16 protein-coding genes are annotated in these 20,080 nt (G+C 59.6%); 12 read left to right on the top strand and 4 right to left on the bottom strand.

Annotated features, from left to right (window positions below):
• Positions 1–15: 15 nt before the first annotated feature.
• From BMZ36_RS00615 to BMZ36_RS00600, 4 genes are all read left to right on the top strand, one after another.
• Positions 16–1,272 (top strand): TolC family protein, encoded by a 1,257-nt coding sequence (locus BMZ36_RS00615; protein ID WP_091189651.1) that lies wholly within the window; start codon positions 16–18, stop codon positions 1,270–1,272.
• A gap of 1 nt (position 1,273) precedes the next feature.
• Positions 1,274–2,773 carry an efflux RND transporter periplasmic adaptor subunit gene (locus tag BMZ36_RS00610; RefSeq protein ID WP_091189648.1) on the top strand — a complete coding sequence of 500 codons (1,500 nt, stop codon included), beginning with the start codon at positions 1,274–1,276 and terminating at the stop codon, positions 2,771–2,773.
• Between the two features lie 2 nt (positions 2,774–2,775).
• Complete coding sequence (locus BMZ36_RS00605) at positions 2,776–5,892, top strand: efflux RND transporter permease subunit (protein WP_091189645.1); 3,117 nt, start codon at positions 2,776–2,778, stop codon at positions 5,890–5,892.
• Positions 5,893–6,018: 126 nt separating this feature from the next.
• On the top strand, positions 6,019–6,315 hold the full coding sequence (locus BMZ36_RS00600; protein ID WP_091189641.1) for a copper-binding protein: 297 nt from the start codon (positions 6,019–6,021) through the stop codon (positions 6,313–6,315).
• Positions 6,316–6,400: 85 nt separating this feature from the next.
• Here the strand turns inward: BMZ36_RS00600 and BMZ36_RS00595 are convergent, their stop codons facing one another.
• Both BMZ36_RS00595 and BMZ36_RS00590 read right to left on the bottom strand, forming a co-directional pair.
• Positions 6,401–8,440, bottom strand: a complete 2,040-nt coding sequence (locus BMZ36_RS00595) for a methyl-accepting chemotaxis protein (protein WP_091189638.1) — start codon at positions 8,438–8,440, stop codon at positions 6,401–6,403.
• 102 nt (positions 8,441–8,542) lie between these two features.
• Positions 8,543–8,911 (bottom strand): Mth938-like domain-containing protein, encoded by a 369-nt coding sequence (locus tag BMZ36_RS00590; RefSeq protein WP_091189635.1) that lies wholly within the window; start codon positions 8,909–8,911, stop codon positions 8,543–8,545.
• Between the two features lie 142 nt (positions 8,912–9,053).
• Here BMZ36_RS00590 and BMZ36_RS00585 point away from each other — a divergent pair, with 142 nt between their 5' ends.
• The 6 genes from BMZ36_RS00585 (at position 9,054) to BMZ36_RS00560 (ending at position 16,423) form a co-directional block, all read left to right on the top strand.
• Positions 9,054–10,286: a pyridoxal phosphate-dependent aminotransferase gene (locus tag BMZ36_RS00585; RefSeq protein ID WP_091189632.1), complete on the top strand. Its 1,233-nt coding sequence runs from the start codon at positions 9,054–9,056 to the stop codon at positions 10,284–10,286.
• A gap of 25 nt (positions 10,287–10,311) precedes the next feature.
• Positions 10,312–11,616, top strand: a complete 1,305-nt coding sequence (locus tag BMZ36_RS00580) for a homoserine dehydrogenase (RefSeq protein WP_091189981.1) — start codon at positions 10,312–10,314, stop codon at positions 11,614–11,616.
• A 72-nt stretch (positions 11,617–11,688) separates the two neighbouring features.
• A complete protein-coding gene (locus BMZ36_RS00575; protein ID WP_091189629.1) occupies positions 11,689–12,159 on the top strand; it encodes a hypothetical protein in 471 nt (156 codons plus the stop codon).
• An 81-nt stretch (positions 12,160–12,240) separates the two neighbouring features.
• Positions 12,241–13,674 (top strand): threonine synthase, encoded by a 1,434-nt coding sequence (thrC, locus tag BMZ36_RS00570; RefSeq protein ID WP_091189978.1) that lies wholly within the window; start codon positions 12,241–12,243, stop codon positions 13,672–13,674.
• Positions 13,675–13,934: 260 nt separating this feature from the next.
• Positions 13,935–14,573 (top strand): LysE family translocator, encoded by a 639-nt coding sequence (locus BMZ36_RS00565; protein ID WP_091189626.1) that lies wholly within the window; start codon positions 13,935–13,937, stop codon positions 14,571–14,573.
• Between the two features lie 50 nt (positions 14,574–14,623).
• Entirely contained in the window at positions 14,624–16,423 is a 1,800-nt protein-coding gene (locus BMZ36_RS00560) for a methyl-accepting chemotaxis protein (RefSeq protein WP_091189624.1), read from the top strand.
• Between the two features lie 107 nt (positions 16,424–16,530).
• Here the strand turns inward: BMZ36_RS00560 and BMZ36_RS00555 are convergent, their stop codons facing one another.
• Positions 16,531–17,451 (bottom strand): LysR substrate-binding domain-containing protein, encoded by a 921-nt coding sequence (locus BMZ36_RS00555; protein ID WP_091189622.1) that lies wholly within the window; start codon positions 17,449–17,451, stop codon positions 16,531–16,533.
• Positions 17,448–17,969: a disulfide bond formation protein B gene (locus BMZ36_RS00550; protein ID WP_091189618.1), complete on the bottom strand. Its 522-nt coding sequence runs from the start codon at positions 17,967–17,969 to the stop codon at positions 17,448–17,450. The genes BMZ36_RS00555 and BMZ36_RS00550 overlap by 4 nt, the downstream gene beginning before the upstream one ends.
• 516 nt (positions 17,970–18,485) lie before the next feature.
• Here BMZ36_RS00550 and BMZ36_RS00545 point away from each other — a divergent pair.
• Complete coding sequence (locus tag BMZ36_RS00545; protein WP_091189615.1) at positions 18,486–18,803, top strand: DMT family transporter; 318 nt, start codon at positions 18,486–18,488, stop codon at positions 18,801–18,803.
• A gap of 117 nt (positions 18,804–18,920) precedes the next feature.
• Positions 18,921–20,078, top strand: a complete 1,158-nt coding sequence (locus BMZ36_RS00540) for an efflux RND transporter periplasmic adaptor subunit (protein ID WP_177187712.1) — start codon at positions 18,921–18,923, stop codon at positions 20,076–20,078.
• Positions 20,079–20,080: the final 2 nt, after the last annotated feature.

Raw genomic sequence — 20,080 nt, 5'->3', positions numbered from 1 at the left:
CATTGCGAGGCAATCATGAAAAATTTCCGCAAAGCACGGGCTGTTGCGCTGTCGCTGCTGCTCGCCGTATCGGCCCAGGCAACCGAACCCGTTCCCTCCGGTTTCGGCAGCAGCCTGCCCGAACTCCTGAACTGGGCCGAGAACAACAGCCCGATGGTCAACGCCATGCGCTTCGAGGCGCAGGCGCGCCAGCAGCAGGTCACCATGGCAGGCGCGCTGGAAGACCCGATGTTCAAGGTCGAATGGATGGACATCGACAAGAACCGGCCCACGCTTGCGCCCAATGAAGTCGGCGCGATGCAATACACGCTGACGCAGCCGTTGCCGCTGTGGGGCAAGCGCGATCTCAAGGCGCAGGCGGCACAAGCGAGCGCGGACGCAGCCGGCAACACCGTCGTCAGCACCCGCGCCCAGTTGCGCGCCGAGATCCGGCAAGCGTATGCCCAGTGGTATCGGGCATTGGCCAGCCTGCGCATCAACCGCGAGCAGGCCGCGCTGTTGCGGCAGATGGAGATGTCGGCCAGCCAGCGCTACGCCGTCGGCAAGGCCATGCAGTCGGAAGCGCTGCGCCTGCAAATGGAGCTCTCGATGCTGGCCAACGAGGCGCTGGGCCTGCAAAACAGCGTGGAACAATCCCGCGCCGCGCTGGCCGCCTGGCTCAACGTGGCCCCGTCCGAACTCAAGGGCGCGCCGCAGCAACTGCCTGCGCCGGTTCCGGGCAAGGATGCCTCGACCTGGCTCGACGAAGCCAGGGCGCGCAATCCGGAGCTCGCCGCCGTGCGCAAGGAAATCGAGGCGGCCCGCGCCAGGCTTGATCTGGCGCGGCTCAACAGCCGCCCCGGTCTCAATGTCGGTGTTTCGGGCAAGCAGATGGGCAACAAGCTGACCAACTACGGCCTGATGCTGGAATTCCAGATTCCGTTGCAGCAAGGCGCCAAGAACGCCGAGCAGAGCGAAGCGCTGGCCATGCTGATGAAAGCGCAAGCCGACGAGCAAAACCGCCTGCGCATGATCGAGCGCGACGTCCAGCAAATGAATGCGATGGCCGGCACGGCACAACGCCAGCTTGAACTCCTCGACAAGACCCTGCTGCCGCAAGCCGAGCTCACGCTGCAATCGGCGCTGGCCGGCTACGCGGCGGGGCGCAGCGAATTTTCCATGCTGCTCGAAGCCCAGCAACAGATCCGCCGCCTGCGCCAGATGCGCCTGATGGCCGAAGTCGACACCTTTACCGCCGCGAGCGGCCTGCAAAAAATGATGGGGGACCAATAACATGAACCAGCCAACTCGGATCGCCTTGTCCGCCGCCGTTGCCGTCGCGCTCAGCGCTGGCGGCTACTGGCTGGGCCAGCAACAGGCCGGCAAACATGGCGCCGCGACAGCCAGCGCTCCTGCCGGCGCCAAGAAAATCCTCTACTACCGTAACCCGATGGGGCTGCCCGATACCTCGCCCGTGCCCAAGAAGGACAGCATGGGCATGGACTACATTCCGGTTTACGAGGGCGAAGAAACCGGCAGCGCGGAGGCCGGCAAAGGCAAAATCGTGTTTTACCGCAACCCGATGGGCCTGCCCGATACCTCGCCCGAGCCCAAGAAAGACAGCATGGGTATGGACTACATCCCGGTCTACGAGAGCGAAGTCGCCGGCCCGAATTTCGTGCGCATCACGCCGGAAAAAATCCAGCGTCTGGGCGTGAAGACCGTGGCAGTCGCAATGCAGGAAACCGGCCGCAACGTACGCACCGTAGGCAAGATCGAGGTCGATGAACGGAGCGTGGTCTCCGTTTCGCCGCGCTTCGAGGGCTGGATCGAGCGCCTTCCCGCCAGTGCCGTGGGCGATGGTGTAGCACGCGGCCAAGTGCTGTTCGAAGCCTACAGCCCCGACATCTACGCCGCCCAGCAGGAATACCGGTTGGCGGTCCAGGGCGCCAGCAGCCTCGCGGGGGCCGGCAGCGATGCACGCCAAGGCATGGCACGGCTGACCGAAAGCAGCCTTGCGCGCCTGAAGCAATGGGAAGTCCCGGCCGACGAGATCGCCCGCCTGCAAAAAGGCGGGGAGCCGCGCCGCACCGTAGCCTACCGAGCGCCGGTGGGCGGGGTGATCCTGGAAAAGATGGCAGGACTCGGCAAGCGTTTCATGCCGGGCGAGGCCCTGTTCAAGATCGCCGATCTCTCGCGCGTCTGGCTGCTGCTCGACATCGCCGAGCAGGATCTGGCCGCAGCGCAGAAAGGCGGCACAGTGAAAGTCACGCTCGACGCCTGGCCGGGCGAAACCTTCTCCGGCAAGGTCGATTTCGTCTACCCGACGCTCAACACCGAAACGCGGACCGCCAAGGTGCGCGTGGTGCTCGCCAACCCCGGCAACAAGCTGAAACCGGGCCTCTACGCTCAGGCCGAACTGGCCGGGCGCAGCAGCGGCAAGGCGCTCGTCGTGCCTGATACCGCCGTGATCGATTCTGGCCAGCGCCAGATTGTGCTGGTGAGCTTGGGTGAAGGCCGCTTCGAAGCGCGCGAAGTGAAGCTCGGCCAGCGCGGCAAGGGGCTGATTGCGGTGCAATCCGGTCTGGGCGAAGGCGAACAGGTGGTCGTCTCGGCCAACTTCCTGATCGACGCCGAGAGCAACCTCAAGGCGGCGGTCGGCGGCTTGGGACATGCCCATGGCGGTAGTACGGCTCAACCCGGTACGCAGGCGCCGGCCGTTCCGGCTGCGCCCCGCGCCGACACGGAAACGAGCGCGTCCAAACCCGCAGCCAATCCGCACGGAGGCCATTGACCATGTTGGAGAAAATCATCGACTGGTCGCTGAAGAACCGCTTTCTGGTGCTTCTGCTGACCGCGGTGCTGGTATTGGCCGGAACTTGGGCAATACACAAGACACCGCTCGACGCCCTGCCCGATCTCTCGGACACGCAGGTCATCGTCTACAGCGAATACAGCGGCCAGGGGCCGCAGGTGGTCGAGGACCAAGTCACCTACCCGCTCGTCACCGCGATGCTCTCGGTGCCGAAGGCCAAGGTCGTGCGCGGCTTCTCGTTCTTCGGTGCTTCGTTTGTCTATGTGATCTTTGAAGATAACGTCGATCTTTACTGGGCACGTTCGCGGGTGCTGGAATACCTGAACACCGCCGCCGGCAAACTGCCCAAGGGGGTCACGCCAAGCCTCGGCCCGGATGCGACCGGCGTGGGCTGGGTTTACCAGTACGCACTGATGTCCCAGAAACAGGATCTGGCCGAGCAGCGCACGGTGCAGGACTGGTTCCTGCGCTATCAGCTCACCAAGGCGCAGGGCGTGGCCGAGGTCGCCGGCATCGGCGGCTTCGTGAAGCAGTACCAAGTCACGGTCGATCCGGTGAAGCTGCGCGCCTACGGCATTCCCCTGATGCAGGTCAACGAGGCGATCCGTCGCAGCAACCAGGATGTCGGCGGGCGCGTGATCGAGCTGGCCGAAACCGAGTACATGGTGCGTGGCAAGGGCTATCTGCGCGGCGCGGACGACCTGCGCCAGATCGTACTGAAAGCCAAAGAGGGCACACCGATCCTGCTGCAAGACGTGGCGCGCGTGGAAATCGGCCCGGACGAGCGGCGCGGCATTGCCGAGCTCAACGGCGAAGGCGAAGTAGTCGGCGGCATCGTGATGTCGCGGGTGGGCGAAAACGCACTTGAGGTCATCCACAATGTAAAAGCGCGGCTGACCGAACTCAAGGCCGCGTTGCCCGAGGGATTATCCATCGTTCCCGTGTATGACCGCTCTGAACTGATTCATCGCGCCATCGAAAACCTCAAAGGTACGCTGCTTGAGGAAAGCCTGATCGTGGCGCTGGTCTGCGGGGTGTTCCTGCTGCATGCGAGGAGCGCGCTGGTCGCGATCCTGACATTGCCGCTGGGCGTGCTGTTTGCCTTTATCTGCATGCGCGCGCTGAACGTCAGCGCCAACATCATGAGCCTGGGCGGTGTGGCCATTGCCGTTGGCGCGATGGTCGATGCGGCCATCGTGATGATCGAAAACGCGCACAAGCATATCGAGCGCGCGCCGCCGGATGCCGACCGGGCCAAGATCATGTTCGAAGCCTGCCGCGAAGTCGGCCCGGCGTTGTTCTTCTCGCTCTTGATCATCACCGTCTCGTTCCTGCCGGTGTTCACGCTGGAATCGCAGGAAGGCCGCATGTTCTCGCCGCTGGCATTCACCAAGACCTTCTCGATGGCGGGTGCGGCGATCCTGTCGGTCACGCTGGTACCGGTGCTGATGCTGCTCTTCGTGCGCGGCAAGATCATGCCTGAGCACAAGAACCCGGTGAACCGCTTCCTGATCTGGGCCTACCGGCCCTTCATTACTGCAGTTCTGCGCTGGGAAAAGGCCACCATTGCCCTGGCTGTTCTGGTGTTGGCTATCAGCTGGTGGCCGTACTCAAAACTCGGCAGCGAGTTCATGCCGGTGCTCAACGAAGGTACGCTGCTCTATATGCCAGCCTCGTTACCGGGGATGTCGGTGACCAAGGCAGCCGAGGTGATGCAGACGCAGGACAAGATCATCAAGAGCTTCCCGGAAGTCGCCTCGGTGTTCGGCAAGGCCGGCCGTGCCAATTCGGCCACCGACCCGGCACCACTGGAAATGTTCGAAACGGTGGTCAATCTCAAGCCAGAGAAGGAATGGCGGCTAGGCATGACCATGGACAAGCTGATCGCCGAGCTGGATAAAGCCGTGCAGATTCCGGGCGTTTCGAACGCCTGGACCATGCCGATCAAGGCGCGGCTCGACATGCTCTCGACCGGCATCCGCACGCCAATCGGCATCAAGGTATTCGGGCGCGATCTGGCCGAGATCGAACGCACCGCGCGCGACATCGAAGCCGTGGTCAAGACCGTTCCCGGCACCACCAGCGCGTTTGCCGAACGCCTCACCGGCGGCTTCTACCTGACCATCGAGCCCGACCGCGCCAAGCTCGCGCGCTATGGCCTGCTGGTTTCCGACGTGCAGGACGTGATTGCTACGGCGCTCGGCGGCGAAATGGTCACCACCACCGTGGAAGGACGCGAGCGCTTCGGCGTATCGGTGCGCTACCCGCGCGAACTGCGCCACGATCCGGACGCCGTCGCCCGCGAAGTGCTGGTCCCGACCATGGGTGGCGCGGCGATGATCCCGCTCGGCCAGCTCGCCGACATCCGCATCGAGAAAGGTACGCCCGGCATCCGCACCGAGAACGGCCTGCTTTCGGCCTACATCTACGTGGACATCCGCGACCGCGACATCGGCAGCTACGTGGACGAAGCCCGCCGGGTCGTGAACAGCCAGGTAAAGTTCACGCCCGGCTATTACGCGGTGTGGAGCGGCCAGTTCGAGTACATGGAACGCGCCAAGGAAAAGCTCAAGATCGTGGTTCCGGCCACGCTCGCGATCATCTTCTTGCTGCTCTACCTCAACTTCCGGCGCATGACCGAAAGCCTGATCGTGATGCTCTCGGTGCCGTTCGCGCTGGTGGGCGGGGTGTGGCTGCTGTGGGCGCTCGGCTACAACCTCTCGGTCGCGGTCGGCGTGGGTTTCATCGCGCTCGCCGGCGTCGCGGCGGAAACCGGCGTGGTGATGCTGATCTACCTCGACCACGCCTGGGAAGCCATCCGCAAGCAACGCGAACGGGAAGGCGCGTCAGCCGGCGCTGCAGACCTGTATGCCGCGATCATCGAAGGCGCGGTCGAGCGCGTGCGCCCGAAGATGATGACGGTCGTCGCAATCATGGCCGGGCTGTTGCCGATCATGTGGAGCAGCGGCACCGGCTCGGAAGTAATGCGCCGCATCGCCGCTCCGATGGTCGGCGGCATGGTGTCCTCGACGATCCTCACCCTCCTGGTGATCCCGGCGATCTATTCCTGGGTCAAGGGGCGGAATTTGAAAGACTGATTTGCAAATTTTTTAACCACAGAGACACGGAGGCACAGAGAAAACACATGTTTTCTCGCCTCCTCTGTGGCTCTGTGACTCTGTGGTGAGTTGTTGTCTATTTTACTCAAGCAAAGGAGCTTCAAAATGAAACACTGGCTGCAAGCAACCCTCCTCTCCGCCGCCCTCGCCGCCCCGGTCTACGCCGCCCAGCCCCAGTCGGCCGAAGGCACGGGTGTCGTCCAGTCCGTGGACGCCAAGGCCGCTTCGGTCACGCTGAAACACGATCCGATCCCCAGCCTGCAATGGCCGGCCATGACCATGCCCTTCAAGCTGGCCAAGCCGGAGCTCGCCAAGGGCTTGGCAACGGGGCAGAAGGTGAAGTTCACGCTGGAAAACAGCAATACCGGTTACAGGATCACGACAATCAGCGTCGTCAAATAACACGGGCTGCGCCCATGGCAAACAGGGCATAAGCCATTCCGGCTTGTGCCCTGTCGTTTTTGATGCCCGTGTCGATTGGAAAAACTCAAGCCTTGAGCATCGCCACACTGCTTTCCAGCTCTCCCGCCAGCTCAAGCAATTTGGCGGCGGAAGCCTCATTGGAGTGACTGGCGCTGGAATTTTCTTCGGCCATCTGTGCGATGGTTTCGACGCTGCGCGCCACCGTCTGCGTAGCCGCCGATTGCTCGCGAGTCGACTCGGCAATCTCGCTCACGGCATGGACGGCTTCGCCGGTTTTTTGTGCAATTTCAGTCAAGGCCACGCCCGCTTCTTCGACGTGCTGAACCCCGCCCTTCATCAAGTCGTTCACGCTGCTGATGCGCTGCGCAGCGGTGGATGTCTGGGACTGGATATCGGTGATCATCCGGGTAATTTCCTGCGTCGAATGCCCGGTGCGCTCTGCCAGCTTGCGTACTTCATCGGCCACCACGGCAAAACCGCGCCCTTGCTCGCCGGCGCGCGCAGCTTCAATCGCTGCGTTCAGCGCCAGCAGATTGGTCTGCTCGGCAATGTCCTTGATCACCTGCACGATGCTCGAAATCTCGTTCGACCTCGCACCCAGTTCAAGAATGGCGGCGGCTGACACCGCCAACTCACTGGCGATGTTTTTCATTTCCCCGATCGTGTTGTTGACCGATTCATGCGCACTATTGGCGGCATTGCGTGCATTGCTGCCCATGTCGCGCGCCTGTTCGGCCGAATCGGCCACATGCGTAATGCTGACCGTCCATTCCTCGACCGAAGCTGCAATGGCCGAAGCCGATTCGCTCTGGTTGCTCGAGCTGACCGCGATGTGATGAGCGGAAGTACTGAGCTCCTGTGCGGATTTGTTGAGGCGGTGCACGATATCGTTGATCTGGCGTACCAGCGATGCCAGCCGGTCGGTCATGGCGTTGATTTCACGCCCCAGAAGATCAACCTCGTTGTGCGTTTCGTCGCGAACACTGTCGACCCGGACGGTCAAATCCCCCGCCCCCAGCCGCTGCACCTTGGCAACGACGACTTCCAGCGGTTGCAGGCGCCGGCGCACCACGAAATAGATCACCAGCACGGTCAGCAACGATGCCAGAACACACCCTGCAATCATGGCATTGCGCACTTGCCGGCCGACCGCAGTGATTTCGCCGACCGGCGCACCGCCACCAATGGTCCACTTCCAGTTGTCGTTTACCAGGATGTAATCGAGCCGATCCTGAACCGGAGAACCGGCATCGGCCCGCTTCATGCGAACCACGCCTTCTTTCTGCCCGATGGCCTGCTTCACGAAAGCGGTCAAGTCGCCGTCGGCCAATTCCTTCATGTTTTTGCCGGCCAGCTTGGGATGGATGGCAAACCGGGCAACCGCTTCGCCAGGCTCCTGGGAAAAGGCGTAGATATAGCCAGTTTCGCCGATCTTTATCTTGGCCAGTTCGTCGGCGAGCTGCTTCAGCTCCTGATCGAGAACAACCCGCACGGAAAGAGCGCCCAGTACCTGATCGTTCTCAATGATGGGGATGGTACGACTGACATTGAATTTGCCGTTGCGGAAGGTAATGCCGCCATAAGGTTGCTTGGCCAGCGTCGCCTTGGTCACGGGATCGGTATCAGCGATGACCGTACCCAGCATGGGCTTGCCACTGGCATCCTTGAGCAGGGTGGCCGTGCGCACCATCTTGCCGTTGACGTTCTGGATCAATGCGGCTTCCACGCCGGTTTCCTTGAAAAACCTTTGAAGAAGCTCGACATTGCCGGTCAGGGTCTGGGAGGGCGTTCCCAACACCGGAACAGAAGCGATTTCCGCCGGCAACTGGACGTTACCCGCCTTGCGGGCCGGCATGCCGCCCAGCATGGAAGCAAACGCTTTGCTTTCCCGATCCGCCCGCGTCAACGCGGACTGGTACATCAAATCGAGCGAACGATTGACCACTTTCAGGGTCTGGGCCAGTTCGCTTTCCGCCGAATGCAACGAAGAACGGGTCAGCGAAACAGCCACGTAGGCAATCAGGGCAACGAACGCCAGCAGCAGCACGCTGGCGGTCAGGACAATCACCTGGGAAGGAATGCTCATGCGCAGGAAACGGTTCATGGCGGTTCACCTGTTGAGGATCACCCTTGCAACATAGGTTATTTCAACAACCTGTCCATCCCGCTCTCCGGCATATTACAGCCGGACGGCAACCCACCAAAATCAACCGAACAGCACCAGCGCCACCACGCTCCTGCCATCCCCAGCCAACGCATTGAAAGTCCGGCAAACCGCGCCGGTGTCCATGATCTCGATGCCGATTCCTGCATCGGTCAGGTCGCGGTACAACGCGGGCAGCGGAAAACGATTGCGGCTGCCGGTGCCAAGCAGCACGACTTCGGGCCGGTAATCCACGACCACTGCGAAATCCTCGCGCAAAAGATCGCCGAAACCAGCGGGGCGCCAGAGATCGACTGCTACGGCAGTCACGATCAGGCTACCGTACCGCTTTTCCCCGTTCACGCCGACCCAGTCCTCGCCGTAGCCGGTGAACTGGTTGAGATGGGTGTTTTTTTCCTGGACCAGTTTCATGTGATCTCTCTGCTCATGCGATTTTGCATATTTTAATCTGTTACCCCATTAAAACTACTCGATTGGTGGTTTGCACCGCGCCAAGATTCGCTAGAATACGGGGTTCCCCTAACAAAAAGCCGCCAAAGGCGCAGGGCGCATCATGGAACACATGATCCACAAATCGCACAAGTTGCATAACGTCTGCTACGACATTCGCGGGCCGGTGCTGGAACGCGCCAAGCAGATGGAAGAAGAAGGCCACCGCATCATCAAGCTCAACACTGGCAATCCGCAGGTGTTCGGTTTCGATGCGCCGGAAGAAATCACCCAGGACATCATCCGCAACATGGCCGTTGCGGCGGCGTACGTGGATTCCAAGGGCATCTTCCCCGCGCGCAAGGCGATCATGCACTACACGCAGGAAAAGAAGATTGCCGATGTCACGGTCGAAGACATCTACATCGGCAACGGCGCTTCCGAACTGATCGTGATGGCAATGCAGGCCCTCTTGAACAACGGCGACGAAGTGCTGGTTCCCGCGCCGGATTATCCGCTCTGGACCGCTGCCGTGAATCTGTCCGGCGGCAAGGCGCGTCATTACCTTTGCGACGAAGCCAACGGCTGGCTGCCGGCGCTCGACGACATCCGCGCCAAGGTCACCGACAAGACCAAGGCGATTGTCGTCATCAACCCGAACAACCCGACCGGTGCGCTCTACCCGGACGACGTGCTCAAGGAAATCATCGAGATCGCGCGTCAGCACAACCTCATCGTCTGTTCGGACGAGATCTACGACAAAGTGCTGTACGACGGCAACACGCACACCTCGATGGCCTCGCTCGCCGACGACGTGCTGTTCCTCACCTTCAACGGGCTCTCGAAGAACTACCGCGCCTGCGGCTACCGCGCCGGCTGGATGATCGTTTCCGGCAACAAACGCAGCGCCCAGGATTACATTGAGGGGCTGAACATTCTCTCGTCGATGCGCCTGTGCTCCAACGTGCCGGCGCAATACGGCATCCAGACCGCGCTGGGCGGCTACCAGTCGATCGACGATCTCGTGAAGCCGGGCGGGCGGCTCGCGCGCCAGCGCGACATCGCCTACGAGGCGCTCATCGCCATGCCGGGCGTAACCTGTGTGAAGCCGAAGGGCGCGCTGTACATGTTCCCGCGCTTCGATCCGAAGATGTATCCGATCAAGGACGACCAGCAGTTCGTACTGGAACTCCTGGAGGAAGAGCGCGTGCTGCTGGTGCAAGGCACCGGCTTCAACTGGATGAATCCGGACCATGTACGCGTCGTGTTCCTGCCCAATTCCGACGACCTGAGCGACGTGATGCACCGCATCGCCCGTTTCCTCGAACGCTATCGAAAACGTTACGCGCAAGCGTAATCCAAGACAGGGAAGTAAAAAAATGATGAAACCGATCAATGTAGGTTTGTGTGGCGTGGGTGTCGTCGGTGGCGGCACTGCGGTGGTCCTGAAACGCAACGCGGAAGAAATCGCCCGCCGCGCCGGCCGGCCGATTGTCATCACCATGGCGGCCAACCGCAACCTCGACCGCGCCTGCGAACTGTGCGGCCCGGACGTGAAGTTGACCGACAACGCGCTCGACGTGGTCAACAATCCGGATATCGACATTGTGGTCGAATTGATCGGTGGCACCACCATCGCCAAGGAAGTCGTGCTCAAGGCCATCGAAAACGGTAAGCACGTCGTCACCGCCAACAAGAAGCTGATCGCCGAATACGGCAACGAAATCTTCGCCAAGGCCCAGGAAAAAGGCGTGATGGTTGCCTTCGAAGCGGCTGTGGCCGGCGGCATCCCGATCATCAAGGCGCTGCGCGAAGGCCTGACCGCCAACAAGATCGAGTGGGTAGCCGGCATCATCAACGGCACCAGCAACTTCATCCTGACCGAAATGCGCGACAAGGGCGCGGCCTTTGCCGACGTACTCAAGGAAGCCCAGCGCCTCGGTTACGCCGAAGCCGACCCGACCTTCGACATCGAAGGCCACGACGCCGCGCACAAGCTCACCATCATGAGCGCCATCGCATTCGGCATCCCGGTGCAGTTCGACAAGGCTTACCTCGAAGGCATCTCCAAGCTCGAAGCCCAGGACATCCGCTACGCGCAGGAGCTCGGCTACCGCATCAAATTGCTCGGCATTACCCGCCGCAAGGAAGCCGGCATCGAACTGCGCGTGCACCCGACGCTGATCCCGGCCAAGCGCCTGATCGCCAACGTCGACGGCGTGATGAACGCCGTGCTGGTCAAGGGCGACGCCGTGGGCGCCACGCTGTACTACGGCGCCGGCGCCGGCGCCGAGCCGACTGCATCTTCCGTGATTGCCGACCTCGTGGACATCACCCGTCTGGCCACTGCCGACCCGGAAAACCGCGTTCCGCACCTCGCCTTCCAGCCAAGCAAGATGGCCAACCTGCCGATCCTGCCGATCGACGAGGTGGAAACCTGCTACTACCTGCGTATGAATGCAACCGACAAGCCGGGCGTACTGGCCGAGATCACCCGCATCTTCGCCGATGCCAACATTTCGATCGATTCGATGCTGCAAAAACCCGCGCCGGATGACCGCGCCGACATCATCATCCTGACCCACCTCGCGGTAGAAAAGAACGTGAACACCGCGCTGACCAAGATCGAAGCGCTCGAAGCGATCAACGGCAAGGTCGTCAAGCTGCGGCTGGAGCATTTGCAGTAATGTAGTGCGGGTTGGCTTTTCCAAAGCCAGCCCGCAAAATTTTGGTCTATTCCGGATAAACACGCACCCGCCATGCAAATTCGCCCCGTCTCCAAACTGAAAGTGCTGAACGTTCAGCTCTCCAAGGACAAATACCCGCCCAAGACCTTCGTCCGCCTGAATTTCGACGGCAAGGACCTACCCGAGATTGCCCTCAAGGGCGAGCACCAGCCTGCGGCGGGCGACAAGACCGTTGCTGCGTTCGAAGAAGGCGACGACGGCCTGCTGCTGGCGTGGCTCGACCCCCAAACCGGGCAATGCTTCCACGTCTGGCACCACACGCTGGCCCAATCCGTCGCCGCGCTACTGGCGGGCATTCTCTGCTTCTACATCTTCCCCGACTGGGACACATACTTGCCGTGGCAACAAGCCGCGTTCAGCCTGCCCCTGGCTGGGGGGGCCGCATGGCTGCTGCTCGCGCCGGGGATCAAGCAGCAACGTCTGGAAAAAGCGCTGAAGAAAAAGAGCGAAGAACTTTATGCGTCGAAAGGCAAAGCCAAATAGCCTCTCGCGCATTGAATCGCGACGGATGGCCTCATGCCAATCCGCCCGACCGTATCCACTTTTGAAACCGGTACTCATGCCATGAAATACATCTCCACCCGCGGCGGGATGCCGCCGAAATCCTTCTGCGAAATCCTGCTCGGCGGCTTGGCCCCCGATGGCGGGCTGACGATTGCCGAATCCTACCCGCAGTTCAGCCAGGCCGATCTCGCACAGATGGCCAAGCTCAACTACCGCGATCTGGCGTTCAAGGTCATTTCACAGTTCGTGGACGACATTCCGGCCGCCGACCTCAAGGCGCTGATCGACAAGACCTATACCGCCGAGGTCTACTGCAACGGCCGCAAGGATTCGAAGCTTGAAGACATCACCCCGGTGCGCGAACTTGAACCGGGCCTCTTCATCCAGGAACTCTCCAACGGCCCGACGCTGGCATTCAAGGACATGGCAATGCAGTTGCTCGGTAACCTGTTCGAGTACGTGCTCGCGCGCGAAGGCCAGGAAATCAACATCGTCGGTGCCACCTCGGGCGACACCGGTTCGGCTGCCGAATACGCGATGCGCGGCAAGAAGGGCGTGAACGTATTCATGCTCTCCCCGCACGGCAAGATGAGCCCGTTCCAGCGCGCACAGATGATGAGCCTGATGGACGCCAACATCTTCAACCTCGCCATCACTTCGATGTTCGACGATTGCCAGGACATCGTGAAGGCGATCAACAACGACGCCGCGTTCAAGGCCAAATACAAGGTCGGCGCGGTCAATTCGATCAACTGGGGCCGCGTGGTGGCGCAAGTCGTCTACTACTTCAAGGGCTACTTCGCCGTCGCGAAGAACGTCGGCGATCCGGTCGATTTCGTCGTGCCGTCCGGCAACTTCGGCAACGTCTGCGCCGGCCACATCGCCCGCCAGATGGGCCTGCCGATCCGCAAGCTCGTGGTCGCCACCAACGAAAACGACGTGCTCGACGAATTCTTCCGTACCGGCAGCTATCGCCCGCGCGGTCTGGATCAAACCTATGAAACCTCCAGCCCGAGCATGGACATCACCAAGGCATCGAACCTGGAGCGCTTCGTGTTCGACCTCGTCGGCCGCGACGCCGGCAAGCTCGCCGATCTGTGGAAACAGGTCGACAAGGGGCCGGGCTTCCAGTTGAGCGCAGAAGACACCGCCCGCATGCGCGAGCAGTTCGGCTTCATCTCCGCCAAGAGCACGCACGCTGACCGTCTGGTCAGCATCCGTGAAGTCTTCGAGAAATACGGCGTGATGATCGACACCCACACCGCCGACGGCTACAAGGGCGCCAAGGACACGCGCGAAACCGGCATCCCGATGGTAATCCTGGAAACCGCGCTGCCGGTGAAATTCGAAGCCACCGTACGCGAAGCCCTCGGCCGCAATCCGGATCGCCCCGCCAGCTTTGTCGGTCTGGAAGACAAACCGCAGCGCTGCGAAGTCCTCCCGGCCGACGCCGAAGCGGTCAAGGCATTCGTCGCCAAGCAGATCGACGCCTGATCGGTAGCTGTAGCAGCTCAAGCAAAAGCGGCTCGTCGTGAGCCGCTTTTGCTTGAGATCCCCAGCCAGATGCCGAATGGGAAGAAATCGACCGTTTGATTGTCGCAGAGAAAGCCGCTGCCGCCACCAGCCAGAAAGCCTCGACCAATACCGATCCGATGAATCGCACCGACGCACCGTCATTCATGATGAATTGCCAAATAAAACAATAAAATGTGTTATCTTGGCAAAAATATCCTAATCCGATCCGAATACCAACCATGCTTCTTTCTCCGGAACAATTCCTGGCCTTCCTGGCCGCAGCCTTGCTGATTACCCTCTCGCCCGGCCCGGACAATCTGATGGTGCTGAGTTTCGGCATTGCACGCGGACGCAAGCAGGGCATGACTTTCGGATTGGGCTGCGCGCTGGGCTGCCTCAGCCATACCCTTCTCGCCACACTCGGGGTCAGCGCCTTGATTGCGGCCTCGCTCTGGGCATTTACCGCGCTCAAAGTCTGTGGCGGCCTGTACCTTGTCTGGCTCGGTATCCAGGCACTCAAAAGCCGTGGCAGCACTTTTGAGGCCGGCCAAGCAGACAACCCGAACATTGAGCCGTTGGGCAAACTTTTTGCCAAGGGTCTGATCGCCAATGCCATCAACCCCAAGGTCGTTCTCTTTTTCCTTGCCTTCCTACCGCAATTCGTTGATGCAAGCCGCGGCAATATCACTTGGCAAACAGCGCAACTCGGGATCGTATTCACGCTGCAGGCAATCCTGGTTTTCTGCCTGTTGGGTTATTTTGCCGGACGTGTCGGACAGTGCTTCATGCGCAGCCCGCGAGCCGGCATGTGGCTTGACCGTTTTGCTGGCGGAGTCTTTGTGTTGCTGGGCATGAGATTGATTATCAGCAAAAGCTAAATTAGGATTAACTTATAACGCCACAAACTGGCACGCAGAGGGAAATAGCCATGAAAACACTTGAATCAGGCTTATTTTTTCTGGAAAAGAGTTTCTTCAATTCAATTATGAAGAAATTGTCTGCCGGACTTTTGGCATTGACGCTCTTGCTCTTCCTTGCCGCAGGAGCTGCTTACTGGACACAGAACAGCATTCTGCAAATCCTGGCCAAGGCGGGTACCGGCAAGGAGGTACTGACCCAAGTCGCTTCGGCCTTGAATCAGGGCGTTTACCTGTTCGCAAGTCTGGGCATCGTTGCCGCCGTCATAACAGTCATCATGATCGTCATGATCCGCATGACCGTCGTAGCCACACTGAACGAACTGTGCGCCCGCTTCCAGATCAACGACCGCGAACACTGCGACCTTTCTGCGGATGTGCCGCTCAAAACCCACGACGAGATCCGTCAGTTTTCAGAAGGCTACAACACCTTCCAGCAAAGCCTGCGGAATTTGATCGGTCGCCTGCGAACGATCGGGGTGAACACAGCCCTTCAGTCGGCCACCGTTCTGCAAAAATTGCAGGATGCTCAGGAAAAAACCAGGCTCCAGGTCACGCTTTTTGAAACGCTGTTTGAATCCAGCAATACGATCACAGCCAACGTCACGCATGTATCCAACGACGTGAAAGAAATCGCCAGGGTCACAGCAACCAATCTTGAAACTGCCCATGCCTCTTACAACCAGTTGCTGGACGTCACGGAACGGATTGCACAGACCAGCGAGAAACTGTCCCGCTTCACGGTAACGGTACAGGAACTCAACCGCGATTCGACCAGCATCAAGGAAATCGTGGCTCTCATCAAGGACATCTCGGAACAGACCAACCTGCTGGCACTGAACGCTGCCATCGAAGCCGCACGCGCCGGCGAATCGGGCCGCGGCTTTGCCGTCGTGGCCGACGAAGTTCGCAAACTGGCCCAGCACACCAGCGAAGCAGCCAACGAAATCACCCGGAATATCACGGGCATCACCGGCAAGGTGACGACAACCCTCAAGGAATCAGAAGAAATCAACCATTCCACGCAACTTGCCCGCGAAGTGGTACAGAAGTCCTCCCATGACTTCAACCTGATGATGGGCGATTTCGAGAAAACGGCTGAGCAACTGGCCCGGATCAACACCTCGATGGAAGCACTCTCGGCAACCAACAGCGAAATCCACACCAACGCCTGTGAAATCCACCATCTGAATCGGGTCGTCATCGAAAAGATGGACGAGTCGGTCACCGCATCCAAACTGCTGAACGGCATCACCGAAAACATGATCGGCCAGGTATCGCTATTCAAGACCGGCCAGGGAAAATTCGAAAACGTCCTGCGCATTGCACAGCGTTTCCATGACGAAGCCGCTACCGTGATCGACGCACTCCGTCAGCAAGGCATCGATGTTTTTGACCGCAACTACAAGCCGATTCCCAACACCAATCCGCAAAAATTCAACACCGCCTACGACGCAGCTTTCGCCCGAGAACTGCAGGCAAAATTCGACCGGGACCGCGAAGATCTTGGAGCCATTTACGCACTGGTCGTCGACGTCAACGGTTACCTGCCGCTGCATCACACCGAATTCTCGCGCCCCGTAACCGGCAATTACGAAACCGACTTGGTCTACAGCCGGAACAAGCGTTTCTTCAACTCCAACGACACGCTGGTCAAGCGCGCCAAGAACACCAGCGAGCAATACCTGCTGCAAACCTACACGCGCGACACCGGGGACATCATCAACGATCTTTCGATTCCCATCTACATCAATGGCAAACACTGGGGTGCCTATATCGTCGGAATCGAACCAAAGAAGCTGCTGGACTAGGATTTGCTTGAACTCGTCACCCCGGCGCAGGCCGGCGTCCAGTGGTTTGCAACGGCGGCGTTGCTGGATACCGGCCTGCGCCGGTATGACGGCAAAAATTCAAATCATCAATCCAGCATGCGCACTGCCGGCATGCCGCTTTGCCGAATGGCTTGACGCACAGCATCGACGGCGGCCATGCGCGGGTAATTGCGCCGCCATGCCAGAATCACCCTGCGGCTGGGAACAGGCTCGGCAAATGGCCGGATCTCCAGCAACTGCTCATCGGCCTTGTTCACCGAAGTGGCCGGCAATACGGTGACACCGATTCCGCCCATGACCATATGGCGAATGGTGGTCAGCGAGGTTCCCTGCAAGGTACGTTGCAAGCTTCCGGGAGGAAGGCTTTCGCGGTTGAGGTCCGGGCAGCTCTGCAGCACCTGGTCGCGGAAACAATTGCCGGGAGACAGCAACAACACGTTCTCGTGCGAAAGCAATTCCGGGTCTATCCGCTCATGATCTGCCCAGGCATGCCCCTTGGGCGTAGCCACGACAAAGTCTTCGTCGTACACCGCTCCGGTTTCAATGCCTGCTTCGCCAAACGGCTCCGCCAGCACCGCCAGGTCAATCTGCCCCTGCTTGAGCATTTCAGCCAGCCGCGCGGTGTAATTCTCTTCCAGCAGCACCTGCATCTGCGGTGCCCGCAATTTGAGCTGCGGAATCAACCAGGGCAAGAGATAAGGGCTGATCGTATAGATCGCCCCCAGTCGCAAGGGGCCGGCCAGCGGATCCTTGCCCTGCTGGGCAATCTGCTTCACGGCCTGTGCCTCTTCCAGCACGCGCTGCGCCTGCGTCACGATCTGCTCGCCAATCGACGTGAGCGTGACCTCTCCCGCAGAGCGCTCGAAAAGCGCAACGCCCAGTTCATCCTCAAGCTTTTTCACTGCAACGGAAAGCGTAGGCTGCGAGACAAAACAACTGGCAGCAGCTTTCCCGAAATGCCTTTCACGTGCCACTGCAACGATATAGCGCAATTCCGTCAGAGTCATTTCCAGAATCTCCGCGCAGAAACTTCCCGCCAGCGCCCGACACCCAGCCATGCCGTCACAACGGCGACTCCCAGACAGGCAAGCAGCACCCACACCGGCATGCTCAATCCCAGCAAGACAAAATCCACCTGGCTGCAATCGCCCACGGGACGAATCAAGGCGCCCAACCACTTCGGCCAGAACGGATCATTCAGATTGATGGGAAAAGGAAGCGTCGCATCGCAACTTGCCGCAGGATCGGGCGGCCCGTACTGCAACATGAGGTGCCGTATGGTCACCCCCGCGCCAATCAATGCACTGGTCAGCATCAGATCGCATGCCACAATGACCCCGACGCGACTTTTCGGGTTCCAGAACGCAGCGAGCAATGCAAACACGCCAACGGCGACGATGGCCATGCGTTCGTAAACGCACATCAGGCAAGGCATGATCCAGTTGTAGAACTGGTGATACAGGGCATACGCAATCGAAGCGACGCAGAACAGGAAAATGGCAAAAAAGCCCAAACGCCAGCGCATGGATGCAAGGCTCCGGTGCAATCAGGAAGATGAGAACCATTCTACATGATCGGCGGCCTGGCGTGTTTGTCTGCACAGGCCCTAACCGGGCCGCCCCAGAACCCCGCAACTTGAGTCCGCATGGCAATCCACCAATGGCGTCACCGTTGCGACCTCACCCAAGGAGATGTTCTCAGTTTTCCTCAGCTATGAGGCGGGTAGATTATCTATGATCCATAAATAAGGTATTCACAAATCATCTGTAGTGTTTTGCGGGAAATATCGACCGATCATGGGGTTATCCCTAGTTGGCGCAGGACATCGGTAGCGCCAAGACAATGAAGAGTGAAACAGGGTTCATTACAAGCAGCCTCCCGTTTACCCAGCCAAACGATCCGGGGCCAGATGCAGGAAACTCAAGCAAGTTGAGCAATTGAAAGAGCACTTTATGACGCCAGGAATGGCGGACGCAACCGTATTGTCAACGGGTGAAAATAAACTACCAATCATTATTAATCGTGTTCCAAGGAGACATCAATGGCATGGACATTTCTCATCATCGCCGGATTGCTTGAAATTGGCTGGCCAATTGGCCTCAAACTGGGATGGACGGACAGTGGCCTGCACGTATTATGGGTGGCCTTTGCCATTCTTTGCATAATCATGAGCGGCGCCTTATTGCTATTCGCCCAAAGAACAATTCCGATGGGCACTGCATATGCCGTTTGGACCGGGATTGGAGCAGCCGGAACCTTTATCGTTGGCATCGTTGCTTTTGGAGATGCTGTTTCCAGCATGCGCCTCATTTCCGCCGGGCTCATTATCGTTGGGGTTATTGGACTGAAATTTTCGTAATTTACAATCGTATAAAACTTGAGCTGCAAGTTTCAACCCCAACAGGGCGATGACGCCAATTAACTCGACATGAGGCGCATAAATAATGCAGCAAGAGAGTCTGACCTGGAGAAATTGATGATCCCGCCCGTTGGTGCCCGTTACAAGTCCATTTTCATTGCCCTGATAATTGCGCTGGGAACGAGCGGCTGTCGCGAAGCCAAGGAAGCTGCGCCCCCGCCACTGCCAGAGGTCGTCGTGCAGCAGATCGTGCCGCGCACGACGCCGCTGACTGTCGACATGGTTTCCGAAATCAAGGCTTACAGCGAGGTCGATCTGCGGCCACGGGTTTCCGGTGTGGTGATCAAGCAGGCATTCCGTCCGGGGCAAAAAGTCAGGGAAGGCGATCTGCTCTTTGTCATTGACCCGCGTGCTTACGATGCGGCTGTCGGCGATGCCCAAGCTAGGCTGGCCGAATCGGAGGCCATGCTGGCAAAGGCCCGCCAGGATGTGGAGCGCTACAAGCCGCTCCTGCCGGATAGGGCGATTCCTCGCCAGACCTACGATCAGGCGGTAGCCTTCGAGCAACAGAATGCCGCCATTGTCAAAGCCCGCCGGGCAGCACTGGAAATGGCGCGTCTTGACCGCTCCCATACTGAAGTACGCTCACCCGTGTCCGGCCAGATCGGCATGCAGAAAGTTGAAGTCGGCGCTCTAGCCAACGCCGGTCAAAGTGTTCTCGCTACCGTATCGACGCTTGATCCGGCAGTGGCTTATTTCAGCATTTCTGAAGCCGCCTATCTGCAGTATCAGAAACAGCTCAATCAGCCCGGTCAGGGGAAGGGAAATCTGATTGATCTCATCCTTGCGGACGGGAGCATCTATCCGGAGAAGGGGCGCCCCGATTTTGTTGACCGAGCCTTCAATCCGGCGACGGGTACATTGATGCTGCGCGTCGTTTTCCCCAATCCGCGCGGCTTGCTGCGGCCCGGCATGAACGCACGGGTGCGCATCGTCTATGAAGTCGCCAACAATGCCATTCTGGTACCCCAAAAAGCCGTGACCGAAATGCTCGACAAACAATTCGTGAGCGTGGTCGTTGAGGGTGACAAGATCGAACAGCGCCCCATCCGGACCGGCCCGCGGATCGGAGACCTCTGGGTAGTCGAGGACGGGCTCAAACTGGGCGAGCGCATTGTCGTCGAGGGAGTACAAAAAGCGCGCCCAGGCAGTGTCGTCAAGCCGGTTACCGCATCGGCAGTGAAAACAGCCGGCAAGTCGCCGTCGGCCTCCTGAGG

Origin of the sequence: Formivibrio citricus (genome assembly GCF_900115065.1) — a bacterium.
GTDB lineage: Bacteria > Pseudomonadota > Gammaproteobacteria > Burkholderiales > Chitinibacteraceae > Formivibrio > Formivibrio citricus.
This window is presented reverse-complemented; position numbering and strand designations above follow the sequence as displayed.